Source organism: Streptomyces canus, assembly GCF_030816965.1.
Lineage (GTDB): Bacteria > Actinomycetota > Actinomycetes > Streptomycetales > Streptomycetaceae > Streptomyces > Streptomyces canus_E.
Genome location: NZ_JAUSYQ010000002.1, coordinates 6,470,260 through 6,485,614, shown reverse-complemented (window position 1 = coordinate 6,485,614; position 15,355 = coordinate 6,470,260). Strand labels below are relative to the sequence as shown.

At 70.4% G+C, this 15,355-nt stretch carries 15 protein-coding genes and 2 pseudogenes; 13 read left to right on the top strand and 4 right to left on the bottom strand.

Annotation, left to right across the window (positions count from 1 at the left end):
- Nucleotides 1-11 precede the first annotated feature (11 nt).
- Nucleotides 12-1,169 carry a cystathionine gamma-synthase gene (locus tag QF027_RS30920; protein WP_306976999.1) on the bottom strand — a complete coding sequence of 386 codons (1,158 nt, stop codon included), beginning with the start codon at nt 1,167-1,169 and terminating at the stop codon, nt 12-14.
- Between the two features lie 193 nt (nt 1,170-1,362).
- Here QF027_RS30920 and QF027_RS30915 point away from each other — a divergent pair, with 193 nt between their 5' ends.
- From QF027_RS30915 to QF027_RS30890, 6 genes and pseudogenes are all read left to right on the top strand, one after another.
- On the top strand, nt 1,363-2,481 hold the full coding sequence (locus QF027_RS30915) for a hypothetical protein (protein WP_307078392.1): 1,119 nt from the start codon (nt 1,363-1,365) through the stop codon (nt 2,479-2,481).
- A gap of 179 nt (nt 2,482-2,660) precedes the next feature.
- On the top strand, nt 2,661-3,326 hold the full coding sequence (msrA, locus tag QF027_RS30910) for a peptide-methionine (S)-S-oxide reductase MsrA (RefSeq protein ID WP_307078389.1): 666 nt from the start codon (nt 2,661-2,663) through the stop codon (nt 3,324-3,326).
- On the top strand, nt 3,319-3,657 hold the full coding sequence (locus QF027_RS30905) for a hypothetical protein (RefSeq protein WP_307078387.1): 339 nt from the start codon (nt 3,319-3,321) through the stop codon (nt 3,655-3,657). Before msrA (QF027_RS30910) ends, QF027_RS30905 begins: the two co-directional genes overlap by 8 nt.
- A gap of 210 nt (nt 3,658-3,867) precedes the next feature.
- Nucleotides 3,868-4,460, top strand: a pseudogene (locus QF027_RS30900) (DUF4291 domain-containing protein).
- 426 nt (nt 4,461-4,886) lie between these two features.
- A complete protein-coding gene (locus QF027_RS30895) occupies nt 4,887-5,588 on the top strand; it encodes a HEAT repeat domain-containing protein (RefSeq protein ID WP_307082554.1) in 702 nt (233 codons plus the stop codon).
- A 3-nt stretch (nt 5,589-5,591) separates the two neighbouring features.
- Nucleotides 5,592-6,596, top strand: a complete 1,005-nt coding sequence (locus QF027_RS30890) for a MerR family transcriptional regulator (protein WP_307078384.1) — start codon at nt 5,592-5,594, stop codon at nt 6,594-6,596.
- A gap of 43 nt (nt 6,597-6,639) precedes the next feature.
- Here the strand turns inward: QF027_RS30890 and msrA (QF027_RS30885) are convergent, their stop codons facing one another.
- A complete protein-coding gene (gene msrA, locus QF027_RS30885) occupies nt 6,640-7,152 on the bottom strand; it encodes a peptide-methionine (S)-S-oxide reductase MsrA (protein WP_057607654.1) in 513 nt (170 codons plus the stop codon).
- Nucleotides 7,153-7,380: 228 nt separating this feature from the next.
- Between msrA (QF027_RS30885) and QF027_RS30880 the strand changes: the two genes are divergently transcribed.
- From QF027_RS30880 to QF027_RS30870, 3 genes are all read left to right on the top strand, one after another.
- Nucleotides 7,381-7,728 (top strand): hypothetical protein, encoded by a 348-nt coding sequence (locus QF027_RS30880; protein WP_307078381.1) that lies wholly within the window; start codon nt 7,381-7,383, stop codon nt 7,726-7,728.
- 126 nt (nt 7,729-7,854) lie between these two features.
- Entirely contained in the window at nt 7,855-8,775 is a 921-nt protein-coding gene (locus tag QF027_RS30875; RefSeq protein WP_307082551.1) for a DUF5829 family protein, read from the top strand.
- 133 nt (nt 8,776-8,908) lie between these two features.
- Complete coding sequence (locus QF027_RS30870; RefSeq protein WP_307078379.1) at nt 8,909-9,361, top strand: SRPBCC family protein; 453 nt, start codon at nt 8,909-8,911, stop codon at nt 9,359-9,361.
- Nucleotides 9,362-9,405: 44 nt separating this feature from the next.
- On the opposite strand, the pseudogene QF027_RS30865 reads toward QF027_RS30870, so the two are convergent.
- Nucleotides 9,406-9,783, bottom strand: a pseudogene (locus QF027_RS30865) (VOC family protein); the annotation flags it as partial.
- A 91-nt stretch (nt 9,784-9,874) separates the two neighbouring features.
- Here QF027_RS30865 and QF027_RS30860 point away from each other — a divergent pair.
- Genes QF027_RS30860 through QF027_RS30850 form a run of 3 tightly spaced genes read left to right on the top strand, consistent with a single transcriptional unit; the run spans nt 9,875 to nt 13,030 of the window.
- Nucleotides 9,875-10,927, top strand: coding sequence for an iron-siderophore ABC transporter substrate-binding protein (locus tag QF027_RS30860; RefSeq protein WP_307078377.1), 1,053 nt, complete (start codon nt 9,875-9,877; stop codon nt 10,925-10,927).
- Between the two features lie 4 nt (nt 10,928-10,931).
- Nucleotides 10,932-11,918 (top strand): FecCD family ABC transporter permease, encoded by a 987-nt coding sequence (locus tag QF027_RS30855; RefSeq protein ID WP_307078375.1) that lies wholly within the window; start codon nt 10,932-10,934, stop codon nt 11,916-11,918.
- A gap of 20 nt (nt 11,919-11,938) precedes the next feature.
- Nucleotides 11,939-13,030: a FecCD family ABC transporter permease gene (locus tag QF027_RS30850; protein WP_444876109.1), complete on the top strand. Its 1,092-nt coding sequence runs from the start codon at nt 11,939-11,941 to the stop codon at nt 13,028-13,030.
- A 191-nt stretch (nt 13,031-13,221) separates the two neighbouring features.
- Here the strand turns inward: QF027_RS30850 and QF027_RS30845 are convergent, their stop codons facing one another.
- The gene (locus tag QF027_RS30845) at nt 13,222-14,262 is read right to left on the bottom strand and encodes an NAD(P)-dependent alcohol dehydrogenase (protein WP_306977024.1); all 1,041 of its coding nucleotides are present in this window, start codon (nt 14,260-14,262) and stop codon (nt 13,222-13,224) included.
- Nucleotides 14,263-14,445: 183 nt separating this feature from the next.
- Between QF027_RS30845 and QF027_RS30840 the strand changes: the two genes are divergently transcribed.
- Nucleotides 14,446-15,348, top strand: coding sequence for a helix-turn-helix transcriptional regulator (locus QF027_RS30840; RefSeq protein ID WP_307078373.1), 903 nt, complete (start codon nt 14,446-14,448; stop codon nt 15,346-15,348).
- Nucleotides 15,349-15,355: the final 7 nt, after the last annotated feature.

Genomic DNA, 15,355 nt, shown 5'->3' with positions numbered 1-15,355 from the left:
CCAGGACCGGCCTACTTGGCGAGCGCCTGCTGCAGGTCCTCCAGCAGGTCGTCGACGTTCTCGATGCCCACGGACAGGCGAACGAGGTCGGCGGGGACCTCGAGCGCCGAGCCCGCCACGGACGCGTGCGTCATGCGGCCGGGGTGCTCGATCAGCGACTCGACGCCCCCCAGGGACTCCCCCAGCGTGAAGATCCTGGCGCGGTTGCAGACCTCGACGGCCGCCTCCTCGCCGCCCTCCACCCGGAAGGAGACCATGCCGCCGAAGGACCGCATCTGCTTGGCCGCGACCTCGTGCCCGGGGTGCTCCTCCAGGCCCGGGTAGAGCACCTGCGTCACGCGCGCGTGACGGGTCAGCATGTCGGCCACCTTCGTGGCGTTCTCACTGTGCCGGTCCATGCGCACCGACAGCGTCTTGGCGCCGCGCAGCACCAGCCAGGAGTCAAAGGGCCCGGCGACGGCGCCCATCGCGTTCTGGTGGTACGCCAGTTCCTCGCCGAGTGCCTCGTCGGCGGTGACCAGGGCGCCGCCCACGACGTCGGAGTGGCCGCCCATGTACTTGGTCAGGGAGTGCACGACGACATCGGCGCCGAGCGCCAGCGGCTGCTGGAGGTAGGGCGTCGCGAAGGTGTTGTCGACGACGAGCTTCGCGCCCGCGTCCCGGGAGACCTGGGCGACGGCGGCGATGTCGGTGATGCCGAGCAGCGGGTTGGAGGGGGTCTCCACCCACACGGCCTTGGTCTTGGGGGTGATCGCGGCCCGTACGGCGGCCGGGTCGCTGGTGTCGGCGACCGACCACTCGACGCCCCATCGGGCGACGACCTTCGCGAAGAGGCGGAACGTGCCGCCGTACGCGTCATTGGGGATGACCACGTGGTCACCGGGGCTGAGCAGCGTACGCAGCAGGCAGTCCTCGGCCGCCAGTCCGGACGCGAACGCGAGGCCCCGGCGGCCGCCTTCGAGGGCGGCGAGGTTCTCCTCCAGGGCGGTGCGGGTCGGGTTGGCGCTGCGGCTGTACTCGTAACCGCCGCGCAGACCGCCCACGCCGTCCTGCTTGTAGGTCGAGACCTGGTAGATCGGCGGGACCACCGCTCCGGTGACGGGGTCCGCGGTGTTGCCCGCGTGGATCGCGAGGGTCTCGAAGTGCTGACTGATGTGCCTGTCGCTCATGGGCTCCGAGGGTAGTCCGCCCGGGGGACCGATGACGGACGACGGGCTCCGCACGGCCGTACGGCAGGGTTTTCCCCAGGCGTTCGGGCCGGCCGGGGGAGTTTTCCCCAGGACATTCGGACCGGGCCGGGAGTTTTCCACAGGGCGCCGACCGGGTTGGGCAATTGTCGGCGGCGTCTGGAACTCTTGAGGCATGGAGATTCTCTGGGTCCTGATGGCGGCGGTCATGCTGGGCTTCGTGCTGCTTCCGTTCCTGCGGCGCAGGCGAGGCGGTATCGAACAGGTCCCGGCGGGCCACCCGGACGCCGCGGACCCGGAGGACTACGGCTTCGTACGGCAGGAGGAGCTGGACATCCGTATGCCCGGCCCCGACCAGGATCTGCTGGACGTCCTGGACCTGGTGCAGCGCACACAGGACTACAAGGCGGCCTCCCAACTCCTCGTCGGCACCGAGCGGGAGGGTGAGCTGCGCTGGCAGCGCGTGCAGGCCTTCGCAGGAGCCGCCTCGCTGGAGCTGCAGCAGCGTCCGGGCGGGGTCAGCGAGGCACCGGGCGGGCAGTGGCTGCGGGTGTGGCGGGCCGAGCAGCCCAAGGACGCAGGCGGCGCGGCCGTGCACGCGGAGTTCCTGGTCCACCAGGCGTGGCGGACCTCGACGCCGGGCACGGACGAGTTCCGGATCATCATGGAGGAGGCGAAGGTGGCCTGCGGCGAGGCGGCGCTGCTGGCCCCCGGCGATCCGGTCCCGTACATCATCGAGCTCTCAGTGGCGCGCGGACTGGCCTATTCGCAGGCGGAGTTCGAGCAGCTGTGGCTGAAGATCCTGGACCGCGCGCCGACCCACATGGGGGCGCACCTGGCCGCGCTGCACTACTGGTGCGAGAAGTGGCACGGCTCGCGGGAGCTGGCGTACAGCTTCGCGGAGGCGGCCGCCGCCCGGGCCCCGCGCGGCTCCCTCCTCGCCGCCATGCCTCTGTTCGCGGTCTTCGAGCACCTGCCCGAGGTGAACCTGGTCAGCGGCTTCTACCGGAGCGAGGTCGTGACCAAGGCGATCCACGGCGCGCTGCACGCGGTCCACTCGGCCCGCGCCGACGATCCGATGCTGGCCCACGTCCGCCATCTGCTGGTCTTCTTCCTCGTGCGCGGCGAGCGCTGGGCGGAGGCGATGAGCCAGCTCGTACACATCGACGGCCACGTCGGTGCCCTGCCCTGGACGCTGTCCGCCGATCCTGCCGCGGAGTTCGCGATATACCGGGCACTGGCGGTGGCGGGGTACGAGGCGAACGGCGGGAGTCCGGCGACGCTGGCGCAGTGACCGCACCGCCGTGGCGGTACCCGGGTGATCCGGCGGGCGCGGCACCTTCGGACTGACGGCGGGCTCAGGCGCCGGGCTCACGTCGACGCCGGGCTTGTCGGAATGCGGCCCCGCACGGAAACGTTCTCGGTGCCGACCCGCATCACTGTGCGACGCGCACGGACAAAGGAGCCCACCTCATGCTGTTCGGCCGTACGCCCGTCCTGCCCACCGCCGAACAGGCGCTGACCGGCCGCCCCGAGCCGATCTTCACGGTCCCCGACCGCCACACCGTCCTCGGCACCCCGCTGCTCGGCCCCTACCCCGAGGGCTACCGGATCGCCGACTTCGGCCTGGGCTGCTTCTGGGGCGCCGAGCGCACGTTCTGGCAGCTCCCGGCGGGAGTGTGGACGACCCTGGTCGGCTACCAGGGCGGCCACACCGAGAACCCCACGTACGAGGAGATCTGCTCGGGTCTCACCGGCCACACGGAGGCGGTCCGCGTGGTCTTCGATCCCGCCCTCATCTCCTACGAGCGCCTTCTGAAGACCTTCTGGGAGGCCCACGACCCGACGCAGGGTTTCCGCCAGGGCAACGACGTCGGCACCCAGTACCGCTCGGCGATCTACACCCACACTCCCGACCAGGCAGCCGTGGCCGAGGCCTCCCGAGCCGCCTACCAGCAGGTCCTCACGTCCTCGGGCCACGGCACGATCTCCACGGAGATCCTCCCCGCGAAGGGCCGGACCTTCTATCCGGCGGAGGGATACCACCAGCAGTACCTCGACAAGAACCCGGCGGGCTACTGCGGGGTGGGCGGGACCGGTGTCTCGTGTCCGATCGGCGTGGCCAAGGCTGATGGCTGAGCCACTGTCGCCGGAGGTCACGGCGACCCTGCGCGCACTGCTGGCCGGCCCGGATCCGGTGAGCGGCGCCCTGCTGGCCCAGGTTCCCCACACGCGCGTCTCGGGCCGATGCGGCTGCGGCTGCGCAACGGTCGATCTGGAGGTGGACCGTACAGCGGTCGCTCCCGCGCCGCCGCACGACAATCCGGCTGTGGACGCCGGTTACACCGACCCGCACTGGGCCGGTGTCATGGTCTGCTCCGAGGACGGTTACCTGTCGCTCCTGGAGATCTACTCGGTCTCCGACGAACCGATCTCGACGTGGCCGGACCCCCGTTTCATCGAGCGATGAACAACCAAGCGCACGCACCAGCAGTACCTCGACAAGTAGTCGGCGGGTTACTGCGGGATCTAGCGGGACGGGGGTCAAGCCAGGTGACCCGTTCGGGACGATCTCGGGGGCTTCCTGCCCACACGGCGCCGCTGCCGGCCCTCTCCGTCGCGGCCAACGAGAGTCGAAAATCAGTGGCCGACTAAACCGACCGACCCCACGCTGTACGCCATGGAAGAACCGCAACGCAGGATCCGTGCGGCCTACTCGGAATCCACGATCACCGTCTACCAGGCATACTCCCCGGAAATCGGGCTGCCCGCCGTCCGCGACGGCCGTTTTCCCTCCGCGTGGAAGCGGGACAGAATGACGTGGATCAAGCCGTCGTTCCTGTGGATGATGTACCGCTGCGGCTGGGGCGCGAAGGCCGGGCAAGAGACCGTCCTTGCTGTCGAGATCACCCGCGACGGCTTCGAGTGGGCGCTGCGCCACGCATGTCTGTCGAGCTACGTCCGCGGAGTACACCCCGACCGAACCACCTGGCAGCGTCAGTTGAAGCGGTCGCCCTCTCGCGTGCAGTGGGACCCGGAGCGGGACCTTCGCCTCCAGCCCTGCGGTATCGGTCCTTGCAGCTGGGACTCTCCGGTGCAGCTGTACGACACTACGCGGACGAGTGGACGGTCGCCGTCCGCGACGTGACCCCGCTCGCCCACGAGATCCGTGCCCTCGTCAGCGGAGATGACGTGACCGCCGCCACGCGGCTGCTGCCCCAGGAACGCCCTTATCCCGCTGGAGACGAGTTGCTTGCCCACCTCCTGGGATGACGAACTGACTCAACCGGCAGTCGAGCGCGCCGACGGGTCACACGGCAGCGCAGACTCTCCGGGACGGGGGTCAAGCCACGTACCCGTTCGAGACCAACGGAAGAGCGTCGTGCCCGACGGGCATCACGCCCTCACCGGAGCACCTTCTTGCGCAGCCGTCAGGCCATTACAAGGTGGCGCCTGGGGCAAGGGCAAAGGGACTTGGTGGGCTGGGCCAGTGGTGGGGTGTTCCGGCCGGGCTCCTGGCGACTACGCCGAGCTCCGGCCGTCGGCTTCTCCCCTTCCGGCCGCACCCTCGCCGTGGCGACGAGCAGCGACGTGACCCAGTGGAGGCGCCCGCCGCGTCCGTGATTCGCGTTCGGTGCGCTTGACCTTGACACCGTGACAAGCCCTTCACTGCCTGCTCAGGAGGTGGTCTCGGTGACCATGACGGAACAGGGACAGGGACAGGGACAGGGGAAGGATCAGGAACAGGACGCGGGGGTGGTGCGAGCGCTCCAGGGTCTGGGGGACGGTCGTTCGTCCGTGCGGCTGCGGGCGGCCCTGGCGGTCGGTACGGCGCCGGATCCGCGGTTCGTCGACAAGCTCGTCGAGCGGTGCGCGGTCGAGCCCGAGTTCTTCGTCCGGGACATGCTCACCTGGGCCCTCACCCGCCATCCGGTGTCGGTGACGCTCCCCGCGCTGCTCCGCGAAGTCGGCTCGGAGCGTGTGCAGGCGCGGAGCCAGGCCTTGCACACGCTGTCCAAGATCGGGGACCGGCGGGCGTGGCCGGCGATCACCAGGGCGCTGCTGTCCGACGGCGACGACGAGGTGGCGCGCAGTGCCTGGCGGACCGCCGTGGTGCTGGTGCCGGAGGGAGAGGAGTCCGGGTTGGCCGCCGTGCTGGCGACGCAGCTCGGCCGTGGCGAGCGGGAGACGCAGCTGAGCCTCAGCAGGGCGCTGGTTTCGCTGGGTGAGGTCGTGCTGCCGGTTCTGCGGGCTGCGACGACGGCCCCTGACCGTCATGTGCGCACACACGCGCTCGCCACGGAACGGCTGCTGCGCGACCCTGATGCCGGATTCGAGTTCGCGATCGAGGAGGCGAAGCGCGTAGTGGCCCTCGGCGGGAACGGCCAGGAGGGACGATAGGGCGTGTTGATCGGTGAGGTGGCGCGACGGTCCGGGGTCAGTGCCCGCATGCTCAGGCACTACGAGTCGCTCGGCCTGCTGCGCCCTTCGGGTCGTACGGGTTCCGGCTATCGGGAGTACTCCGGCGACGACATCCGGCGGATCTTCCACATCGAGAGCCTGAGGTCGCTGGGACTGTCGCTGCGTGAGATCGGGCGCGCGCTCGACGATCCCGGCTTCACACCCTCGGCGCTCGTCGACGACCTCATCCGTCAGACGCGCGAACGCATCGCGGCCGAGACCGAGCTGCTCACGCGGCTCCGCCGGATCGATGCCGCGGAACCCGCCGACTGGCCGGACGTACTCCAGGTCGTCGTGATGCTTCGGGCTCTGGGATCGAAGAGCGCCGCCGCCCGTCAGCGTGCGGCCCTGTCCTCGGTCGACGAGGTCCGCGTGCCGGTGGAGGCCCTGGTCGAGGCGGTCCTCAGGGAGACGGATCCGAACGTCGCCGGGGCCCTTCGATGGGCGCTGGCACGATCGGGCGACGGCAGCGCGGCACTGCTGGCGGAGGGCCTGGGCTCACCGTCGGCGGCGGTACGGGAACGGGCCGTTCGGTCCCTCGCCGAGATGCCGGGGGACGAGTCGACCGCCGGGCTGCGTGAGGCTCTCGCGGACCCCGATGCCGTGGTCCGCGGCCAGGCGGCGCTGGCGCTCGGGACGCGTGGCGTGGCCGATGCCGTCCCGGCGCTCATCGACATGATCGTGGCGGGGCCGAACGACACCGACGCGGCCGACGCGCTGAGCATGCTGGCGGGCGACACCGCGACCGCGGATCGGATCGCCACCGGGCTCGTCGACCGCCTCGACCACGACGCCGCCGAGACGCCCGCCCGCGCCCGGCTGACCCAGGCGCTGGCGGACATCCCCGGAGCCACAGCCGCACGCGCCCTCGTGGAGCTGTCGTACGACGTCGACCGTGCCGTCGCGCTGACCGCGAGGTATCTGCTTCGGCTCCGCGAGGCACGGTGACGGATCTCTCGGCAGCGGATCAGGTCTGCGGGCCGCCTCGCGGTCAGCCCTCCGCGCGGGCGGGCAGCCGCCATCCCGGCCGCGGGAAGTGGCAGGTGTAACCGTCCGGGTAACGCTGGAGGTAGTCCTGGTGCTCGGGCTCGGCCTCCCAGAAGGGGCCCACCGGCTCCACCTCGGTGACGACCTTGCCCGGCCACAGACCAGAGGCGTCGACGTCCGCGATCGTGTCCTCGGCGATCCGCTTCTGCTCGTCGTCCACGTAGTAGATCGCCGAGCGGTAGCTGAGGCCGATGTCGTTGCCCTGGCGGTTCTTGGTGCTCGGGTCGTGGATCTGGAAGAAGAACTCCAGGAGCGTGCGGAAGTCGGTCTTCTCGGGGTCGAAGAGGATCTCGATGGCCTCCGCGTGCGTGCCGTGGTTACGGTACGTCGCGTTCGGCACGTCACCACCGGTGTATCCCACCCTGGTCGCTGTGACGCCCGGGAGCCGGCGGATCAGTTCCTCCATGCCCCAGAAACATCCACCCGCCAACACGGCCCTCTGTGTCTGCGTGGCCATTGCGGCCCTCCCATATCTGTCGGCTCGGTCAGTCGGGCCACTCTGCTCGCACGTCACCGGCATTCTGTGCCCACCCTCCTCAACGCACGAGGGTTCCGGACGATTCCGGGCCACCCGACCGACCTCGACGACCGGTGCCTGGACGTACTTGGTGCAGGCCATGGTCCCGGCGTGCCTCGGCAGGGCGTTGGTAGCCTGCGTGACCACTGCCGGATGGGGGGGGTGATCATGGGAGCCGGTTCGGGCGTCCTCGTCGGCGGGGTCACCGCGGTGGTGTGCGTCGCCGCGATCGGCAGGGCATGGGCTGCTTGTGACATCGGCGTCAACGCGGCAGCCAACAGCTTGACCTTGCTGTTCCTCGTGCCTCTCATATGGATGGCCACGTCGGTTCCGTGGATGATCCTGCACAGCACCCTCGGAAGGCGTTACCCCCACACCGCTCTGGTCGCAGGGCTCGTCTCCACTCTGTGGTTCGCCTGGTTCCTCGTGACGTGGCTCGGCATGCCGGACTCCTACCCCGACCCGTTGTGCCCGGGCAACGTCCCACCCTGGTGGCCGAGTTACCTCCCGGCCTGACAGCGGCGCCATGCGGCACCTCGGCGGACGCCATGTGTCAAGCATTTCGACCCCGTTGAAAAAGAACCGCAGCCGCGGCCGTCCCGGCCTACGATCGCCCGCATGCTGATTCAGCGGATATTACGGATGATCGTCGTGCTCGCTGTGGCCCTCGCCGGAGCGATCGGGGGTGCTGTGGGGACGGCACAGGCCGAGGGAAGCCGGTCCACGTCCGACCGGCAGCTGTTGTTCTACAACCACTCCTACGGGGTCCTCGACCGGGAGACCGCCGACGCCATCGAGCACTCCGACTACCTGAGGGACTTCGCCGACTTCCAGGTCCGCACCACGACCGGAACCGGCGGGCAGACCTGGACCGGCCGCTATCTGATGGGCCGGCAGACCTACCTGGAACTGTTCGGAGTCGGTGACATCGCCGGCCCGGACGGCACCCTCGGCTCCGGCGGGCTGGGCCTGTCGACCGAACGGGACGGAGACCTGGCGACGGTCACCGAGCGACTGAAGAGCGAGGGGGTCGCCGACCCCGTCGAATTCCTCCAGACCCGGGACTTCGGTGACGGTGTGCCCGTGCCGTGGTTCGACGCACTCCTCACCACCACCGAGTACGACGCCTTCAACGCCTGGGCGATGGAGTACCGGCCGGAGTACTTCGCCGATCCTCGCAGCAACACCGAGCCCGCCGCTTTTCCCGGTGACGTCGGCCGGGAGCGCTACCTGTCCGACGACTACCGCACCCATCTGATGCGCGACGTGACCTACGTCCACTTCGCGGTCACCGAGGGCGACCTCGCCGACACCGTGCCGCTGTTGCGGGCCGGCGGGTTCGCCGTCAAGAACGTGCCGGGCGGTGGCGTCGTCGCGGAGGGGGGCGGCACCACGATCAGGTTCGACGCCGTCGCGCGCGAAGAAGCGGGGTTGCAGCGGGTCGAGATGTCACTCAACCGCCCCGTGAAGGACCGGCACGTGGAGCAGATCGGCCACTCGACCCTCACCGTCGGCCCCGGCAGCCGTGCCGTGTGGACGTTCGCCGGCAACGGCACCCGGTAGACCGCGGGTGCGCCCCCGACGCGGGGCGCACCCCGAGACCGGACAGAAAAGGCCGGCACACCGATGAGTCCTCGTGCTCGCGGACGTCTACAGGCGCGACAGTTCCGCGAGACACGAAACGAGGCGACGAAGCATGAGCACCGAGCAGACGACCGGGGCCAACGGCTTCTCCTACGAGCTGACCCGAACGCTGGACACTGCGGCGGCGCGGGTGTGGCGGGCGTGGACCACCGCCGACCAGTACGCACAGTGGGCCTACGCCGCTCCCGGCTCCGTCGAGATGGACGTACGGCCGGGCGGCGCGTGGAAGGCCACGATGGTCACACCCGACGGCGGACAGTTCCCGCTGACCGGCTCCTATCTCGAAGTCGACGAGAACCGCGTACTGGTGGTCGGTATGGATGTACCCGGCAGGCCCGCGCCCGCGGTCATGACCATGGAACTCGAAGAGCAGGACGACCGCCGTACGCGGATCGTGCTCCGCCAGACCTGTGACACCGCGGAGGAACGCGACATGGCCGAGCAGGGCAGCACCATGCTCCTCGACAGCCTGAGTGCCTTCCTGACCGGTGCGGCGAAGGGCTGAACCACGGCCCGCTGACCCGCCCGTGCCCCTCGGGGAACGTCAGCCCCCGCTGCGTACGGCCTCGTCAGGATCTCCAGCCGATGGCCGTTCGGATCGTCGAAGTACGCACCCCGGCCCCCGTCGTTGCGGTTGATCTCGCCCGGGCGGTGGTGGAAGGGGTCCGCCCAGTAGGTCAGCCCCGCCTCCTGGATCCGGGCGAAGATCGTGTCGAAGTCGTCCTCGGTGACGAGGAACGCGTAGTGCTGGGGGGTGATCTCGTCGCTCGTGTCCATGTAGTCGAGGGTCACGCCGTTGGGGATCTCGACCGGGATGAAGGGACCGTACTGCGGGCTCACCCTCAGGCCCAGGATGTCGGCCAGGAAGCGGGCCGAGGCGTGCTTGTCGTGTGCGGCGACGATGGTGTGGTTCAGCTGAACGGTCATCGCTACCTCCCTCGTTCAGACCTTACTCCGCGCCAGGTTAAGGTAAGCCTTTCCTTAGCAAACCTCAGCCCCGTACCTCCGCGGAGTAGCCGTGCGCGCAGCAGCAGTGAAGGCCGTCGTGGCCGCGACCGTCGTCGGAGGGCTGCTCGCCGGTTGCTCGTCGTCCTCGTCGGAGACGAACGGGACCACCGAGAAGGCGGCCGGTGACCGCAATCCCGTGCTGGGCGCCTCCGAAGGCCCCTCCACCGCACCGAGCGCCCTCGCCGACGGTATGGGCTCCGACCAGGACACCGACGGGACCTTCCCGCGCACGGTCACACACTTCGAGGGCAGGACCACGGTCAGGGCCAAGCCGAAGAGGATCGCCGTGCTCAGCACCGGGCAGCTCGACGACCTGCTGTCCCTGGGGGTCATCCCCACGGCCACCACCCGCGCCGACAACGCAGGGCTCGTGCCCGGCTATCTCGCGGACGCCTTTCCCCTGTACAAGAAGCAGCTCGCCGGCATGACCGACGCGGGCACCCGGCAGGCCCCCAACCTGGAGACCCTCGCCGCCGCCAAGCCCGATCTCATCCTCGCCAACGACTCCCTCGGCGACCTCTACCCCAAGCTGTCGAAGATCGCGCCCACCGTGATCACCGCCGGCAACGGCATCAACTGGAAACGTGACCTGCTGCTCGTCGGCGACGCGGTCGGCAAGGGCGAGGCGGCGCGGAAGCTGCTGGACGACATCGTCGCCGACGCCCGCGCGAAGGGGCAGAGGATCGAGGGCGACCCGGCCGTCTCCATGGTCCGCTTCACTCCCGACCGCACCCGGATGTTCGGCGTGTCCTCGTTCACCGGGTCCATCGCCGTCGACATGGGGCTCTCCCGGCCCAAGTCCCAGCAGTTCAACGCCATCTCGGAGGACATCGGCGCGGAGAGCGTCGACACCGCCGACGGGGACTGGATCTTCTACTCCGTGCAGGGGGACGCGTCCAAGACGGACGCCGGGAGCGTCGTGGCCGGGCCGCTGTGGAAGTCGATGAAGGCGGTGACGGCCGGGCAGGCCGTGAAGGTCGACGACGACCCCTGGTTCCTCAACGCCGGGCCGTCCGCCGCTCGGCTCGTCATCTCCCAGCTCGCCGACTCCCTCGGCAAGTAGTCGCGTGATACGTCGTCTCGCCTGGCCTGTGGCCGTCCTCGCGGTGGCCTGCGCCGGGGTGCTCAGCCTCGCGGTCGGGACCCGGGCGGTGCCGCTGTCCGCCGTCGTGGACGCCCTGCTGCACGGCGGCGGGTCGCCGGACGCGCTCGTCGTACGGTCGCTGCGGGTGCCGCGGACCGAGATCGGGCTGACGGCGGGAGCGGCGCTGGGAGTCGCGGGGGCCGCGCTGCAGGCCGTGACGCGCAATCCGCTCGCCGATCCCGGGATCCTCGGGCTGAGTCAGGGTGCCGCGGCGGGGGTCGTGGTCGCCATCGGGCTCGGGCTCGCGAACGGGTTCTCCGGGTATGTCTGGTACGCCTTCGCCGGAGCCGTCCTCGCGGCCTGTCTCGTGTACGGGATCGCGGCTCGGGGGCGGGGCGGGGCGTCGCCGGTGAAGCTGGCGCTCGCGGGGACGGCGTTGTCGGCGATGACCGCCGGGGGCACGACCGTTGTCCTGACGTCGAGTTCTGCGACCCTCGACCAGTTCCGGTTCTGGCAGGTGGGGGCGTTGAGCGGACGTGACGCGGGGACGGTCGTACGGATACTTCCGTTTCTCGTCGTCGGGGCTGTGCTGGTGCTGGGGTGCGCGCGGGGGCTGGACGCGTTGGCGCTGGGCGACGAGACGGCTCGGGCGCTCGGGCATCGGGTCTCGTGGGTGCGGGGGGCCGCGGCGCTGGGGGCGGCGCTGCTGACCGCGGCGGCGGTGGCCGCGGCGGGGCCGATCGCGTTCGTGGGGCTCGCGGTGCCGCATCTGGCCAGGCGGCTCGTGTCGGGCGGGCACCGGGCGGTGCTGCCGCTGTCGGCGTTGCTCGGTGCCGCGTTGCTGGTGGGGGCGGATGTGGTGGGGCGGGTCGTGCGGGCTCCCGCGGAGGTGCCGGCGGGTGTCATGACCGCGCTGGTGGGGGTGCCTGTGCTGGTGGTTCTCGTACGGCGTCGCGGGGCCGTCTCATGAGCGGCACTCGGCGTGCTGCCGTGCCCACGGAGGTGCCTCGCCAGGTGGTACCGCGGCTGCGGGCCGGTGGGGGCCGGTCACGCAGTCGAACCATCGTCCTGCGTCCCGGTCCCCGGTTGTCGCTCCTCGTCGACCGTCGGTCCGTCCTCGTCGCCCTGCTTCTGCTCACCCTCCTCCTCGTCGTCATGGCCGCCTCCGCCTCCCTCGGCCAGACGTACATCTCCCCCACCGAGGTCTGGCGCACCCTCCGCACCGGATCCGGCGCCCACGACCTGGTCGTCAACGAACTCCGCGTCCCCCGGATCGTGCTCGGCGCTCTCGTCGGGGTGGCGTTCGGGCTGTCCGGAGCGCTCGTGCAGACCGTCACCCGCAATCCCCTGGCCAGCCCCGACGTGATCGGCGTGGGGCACGGGGCGGCTGCCGCGACCGTGCTCGCCCTTGCCACCGGCGTCGTCTCCTCACCCGGGGCCATGCCCCTCGTCTCCGTGGGGGGCGGACTTGCCGCCGCCGCCCTCGTCCACGTGCTCGCCTGGCGGCGCGGTATGCAGACCGGTCGGTTCGTGCTCGTCGGTGTGGGGATCGGGGTCGCTCTGTCCGCCGTCGTGCAGCTGTATCTCACCGACTCCGAACTCGACGCCGCCGAGCAGGTCAAGCTGTGGCTGACAGGGAGTCTCAACGGGCGGGGCCGGCAGCAGGCGGGGCCCCTCGGCGTCGTACTCCTGCTGTGTCTGCCCGCGCTGGCATGGGCGAGCAGGGCCGCGCGGCCGCTCGGGCTCGACGCGGACACCGCCGCCGCGCTGGGCGTGCGGGTGGACCGGGTGCGGCTCGGGCTGACCGTGCTCGGGGTGGTGCTCGCCGCCACCGCGACCGGTGCCGCGGGGCCGATCGGGTTCGTCGCGCTGACCTCGCCGCAGCTGGCCAGGCGGCTGACCCGGACGCCCCAGCTGCCGCTGCTGTGCTCGGCGCTGACGGGTGCCGTCGTCCTGGTGGCCGCCGATCTCACCGCGAGGACACTGCTGCCCCCACTGGAGATCCCGGTCGGGGCCCTGACCTCGCTGGTCGGCGGACCGTATCTGCTGTGGCTGCTGGGTCGACGAACGGCCGTGCGCTGAAGGAGCTCCCGCAGGAACGAGCCGCGCACTGAAGGGTCTCTCCCGGCAGCGAGCCGCACACCAAAGCACCTCGCCCGGCAGCGACCCGTACGCCCAAGACCCACCCACCGGAACCACCGGAACCACCAGAACCAGCCATACGCCAAAGGGCCCCGGCATCGAACCGGGGCCCTTCGTTCACACCAGGCGCGTCAGATCGTCGCCGTGTCGATCACGAACCGGTAGCGCACATCGCTGTTGACGACCCGCTCGTACGCCTCGTTGATCTCCGACGCGGCGATCAGCTCGATCTCGGAGCCGATGCCGTGCTCGGCGCAGAAGTCCAGCATCTCCTGGGTCTCGGCGATGCCGCCGATCGCCGAACCGGCGAGGGTCTTGCTGCCGCCGATGAGGGAGAAGAGGTTCAGGGAGATCGGCTCCTCGGGGGCGCCGACGTTCACCAGGGCGCCGCCGGCCCTGAGCAGGCCGAGGTAGGCGCCGAAGTCCAGCGGGGCCGAGACCGTGGAGAGGATCAGGTCGAAGGAGCCGGCCAGGTCCTTGAAGGTGTCCTCGTCGCTGGTCGCGTAGTAGTGGTCGGCGCCCAGCTTCAGGCCGTCGTCCTTCTTGCGCAGGGACTGGGAGAGGACGGTCACCTCGGCGCCCAGCGCGTGCGCGATCTTGACGCCCATGTGGCCGAGACCGCCCAGACCGATCACCGCGACCTTCTTGCCGGGGGCGGCGCCCCAGCGCTTGAGCGGGGAGTACGTGGTGATGCCGGCGCACAGCAGCGGCGCGGCCTCGTCGAGAGCCAGGCCCTCGGGGATGCGGACGACGAAGTTCTCGTCGACGACGACCTTCTCGGAGTAGCCGCCGTAGGTGGGCTCGCCGTCCTTGCCGACGGAGTTGTACGTGCCGACGTTGCCGCCGGTGCAGTGCTGCTCCAGGCCGGCCTTGCAGTTGTCGCACTCACGGCAGGAGTCGACGAGACAGCCGACGCCCACCCGGTCGCCGACCTTGTACTTGGTGACGCCGGGGCCGACCTCGGAGACGATGCCCGCGATCTCGTGGCCCGGGACCATCGGGAAGATGGCCTCGCCCCAGCCCTCGCGGGCCTGGTGGATGTCCGAGTGGCAGATGCCGGCGAACTTGATGTCGATCAGGACGTCGTTCTCGCGGACCGCCCGGCGCTCGATGGTGGTGCGCTCCAGGGGAGCCTTCGCGGCGGGGGCGGCGTATGCGGCAACAGTGGTCATGAGGGTGGTTCTCCTCGGGAGAGTGCGTGCCCGGCTGCCTTCTGTCTTGTCCATCCGTCCGGGCACGCTTCACAGCCTGCCCCAGGAATCGACACCCACCCAGGCCACAGCTTTGCGTACGTTCGCTGTGCCTACTACTGGCGGGGACAGGATGGTGGGCGTACGACCGTGAATACTTGACGTATGGACGACATGGCCGAGGATCTGCCCGGAGGCCGCTCACTGGACCGGCGCGCCGAGCTCAGCGAGTTTCTGCGCACCCGGCGGGCCCGGCTGAAGCCGGAGGACGTGGGGCTGCCGGACTTCGGGCGGCACCGCAGGGTACCGGGGCTGCGCCGCGAGGAACTGTCGCAGCTGGCGGGCGTCTCGGTGGCGTACTACACGCGCCTGGAGCAGGGCAACGGGCGCAACGTCTCGGCGGAGGTCCTGGACGCCATCGCCCGCGCGCTCCGGCTGACCGACGCCGAGCGCGCGCACCTCACGCATCTGGCGAAGCCCAAACAGCACAAGAAGAAGACCACCGCGCGCACCGAGCAGGTGCGTGGGTCGATCCGGCAACTGCTGGACTCGATCGACGTCCCGGCGTACGTCTCGGGGCGGCGGTCGGACATCGTCGCCTGGAACCGGATGGCGGCGGCGGTCTTCGGGGACTGGTCGGAGCTCCCGGCGGAGGAGCGGAACTGGGCCCGGATGATCTTCCTGCGGCCGGAGTACCAGGACCTGTTCGTGCCGTGGGAGCAGAAGGCCAGCGACGTGGTCAGCTATCTGCGCATGGACGCCGGCTGCCATCCCGACGATCCGCGGTTGTCCGCCCTGGTCGGCGAGCTCTCCGTGAAGAGTGAGGAGTTCCGGCGTCTGTGGGCCACTCACGACGTCAAGGAGAAGAGCTTCGGCGTCAAGCAGCTCCGCCACCCGCTGGTCGGTGAACTGACCCTGAACTTCGAGTCGTTCCCCCTGTCCGACGGCACCGAGCAGGCCCTGATCACCTACCACGCGGAACCGGGCTCCCCGTCGGCGGAGGCGCTGCGGCTGCTGGCGAGCTGGGGCGCCGACGCGACCCGGGCGGGCGAGTCCGCGCGCTCCTGAGCCGGTC

Excerpts from the sequence above, each read along its gene's own strand:
- QF027_RS30920 (WP_306976999.1), bottom strand. The coding sequence starts at position 1,169 with ATGAGCGACAGGCACATCAGTCAGCACTTCGAGACCCTCGCGATCCAC.
- QF027_RS30915 (WP_307078392.1), top strand. The coding sequence starts at position 1,363 with ATGGAGATTCTCTGGGTCCTGATGGCGGCGGTCATGCTGGGCTTCGTG.
- msrA (WP_307078389.1), top strand. The coding sequence starts at position 2,661 with ATGCTGTTCGGCCGTACGCCCGTCCTGCCCACCGCCGAACAGGCGCTG.
- QF027_RS30905 (WP_307078387.1), top strand. The coding sequence starts at position 3,319 with ATGGCTGAGCCACTGTCGCCGGAGGTCACGGCGACCCTGCGCGCACTG.
- QF027_RS30895 (WP_307082554.1), top strand. The coding sequence starts at position 4,887 with ATGACGGAACAGGGACAGGGACAGGGACAGGGGAAGGATCAGGAACAG.
- msrA (WP_057607654.1), bottom strand. The coding sequence starts at position 7,152 with ATGGCCACGCAGACACAGAGGGCCGTGTTGGCGGGTGGATGTTTCTGG.
- QF027_RS30880 (WP_307078381.1), top strand. The coding sequence starts at position 7,381 with ATGGGAGCCGGTTCGGGCGTCCTCGTCGGCGGGGTCACCGCGGTGGTG.
- QF027_RS30875 (WP_307082551.1), top strand. The coding sequence starts at position 7,855 with ATGATCGTCGTGCTCGCTGTGGCCCTCGCCGGAGCGATCGGGGGTGCT.
- QF027_RS30870 (WP_307078379.1), top strand. The coding sequence starts at position 8,909 with ATGAGCACCGAGCAGACGACCGGGGCCAACGGCTTCTCCTACGAGCTG.
- QF027_RS30845 (WP_306977024.1), bottom strand. The coding sequence starts at position 14,262 with ATGACCACTGTTGCCGCATACGCCGCCCCCGCCGCGAAGGCTCCCCTG.
- QF027_RS30840 (WP_307078373.1), top strand. The coding sequence starts at position 14,446 with ATGGACGACATGGCCGAGGATCTGCCCGGAGGCCGCTCACTGGACCGG.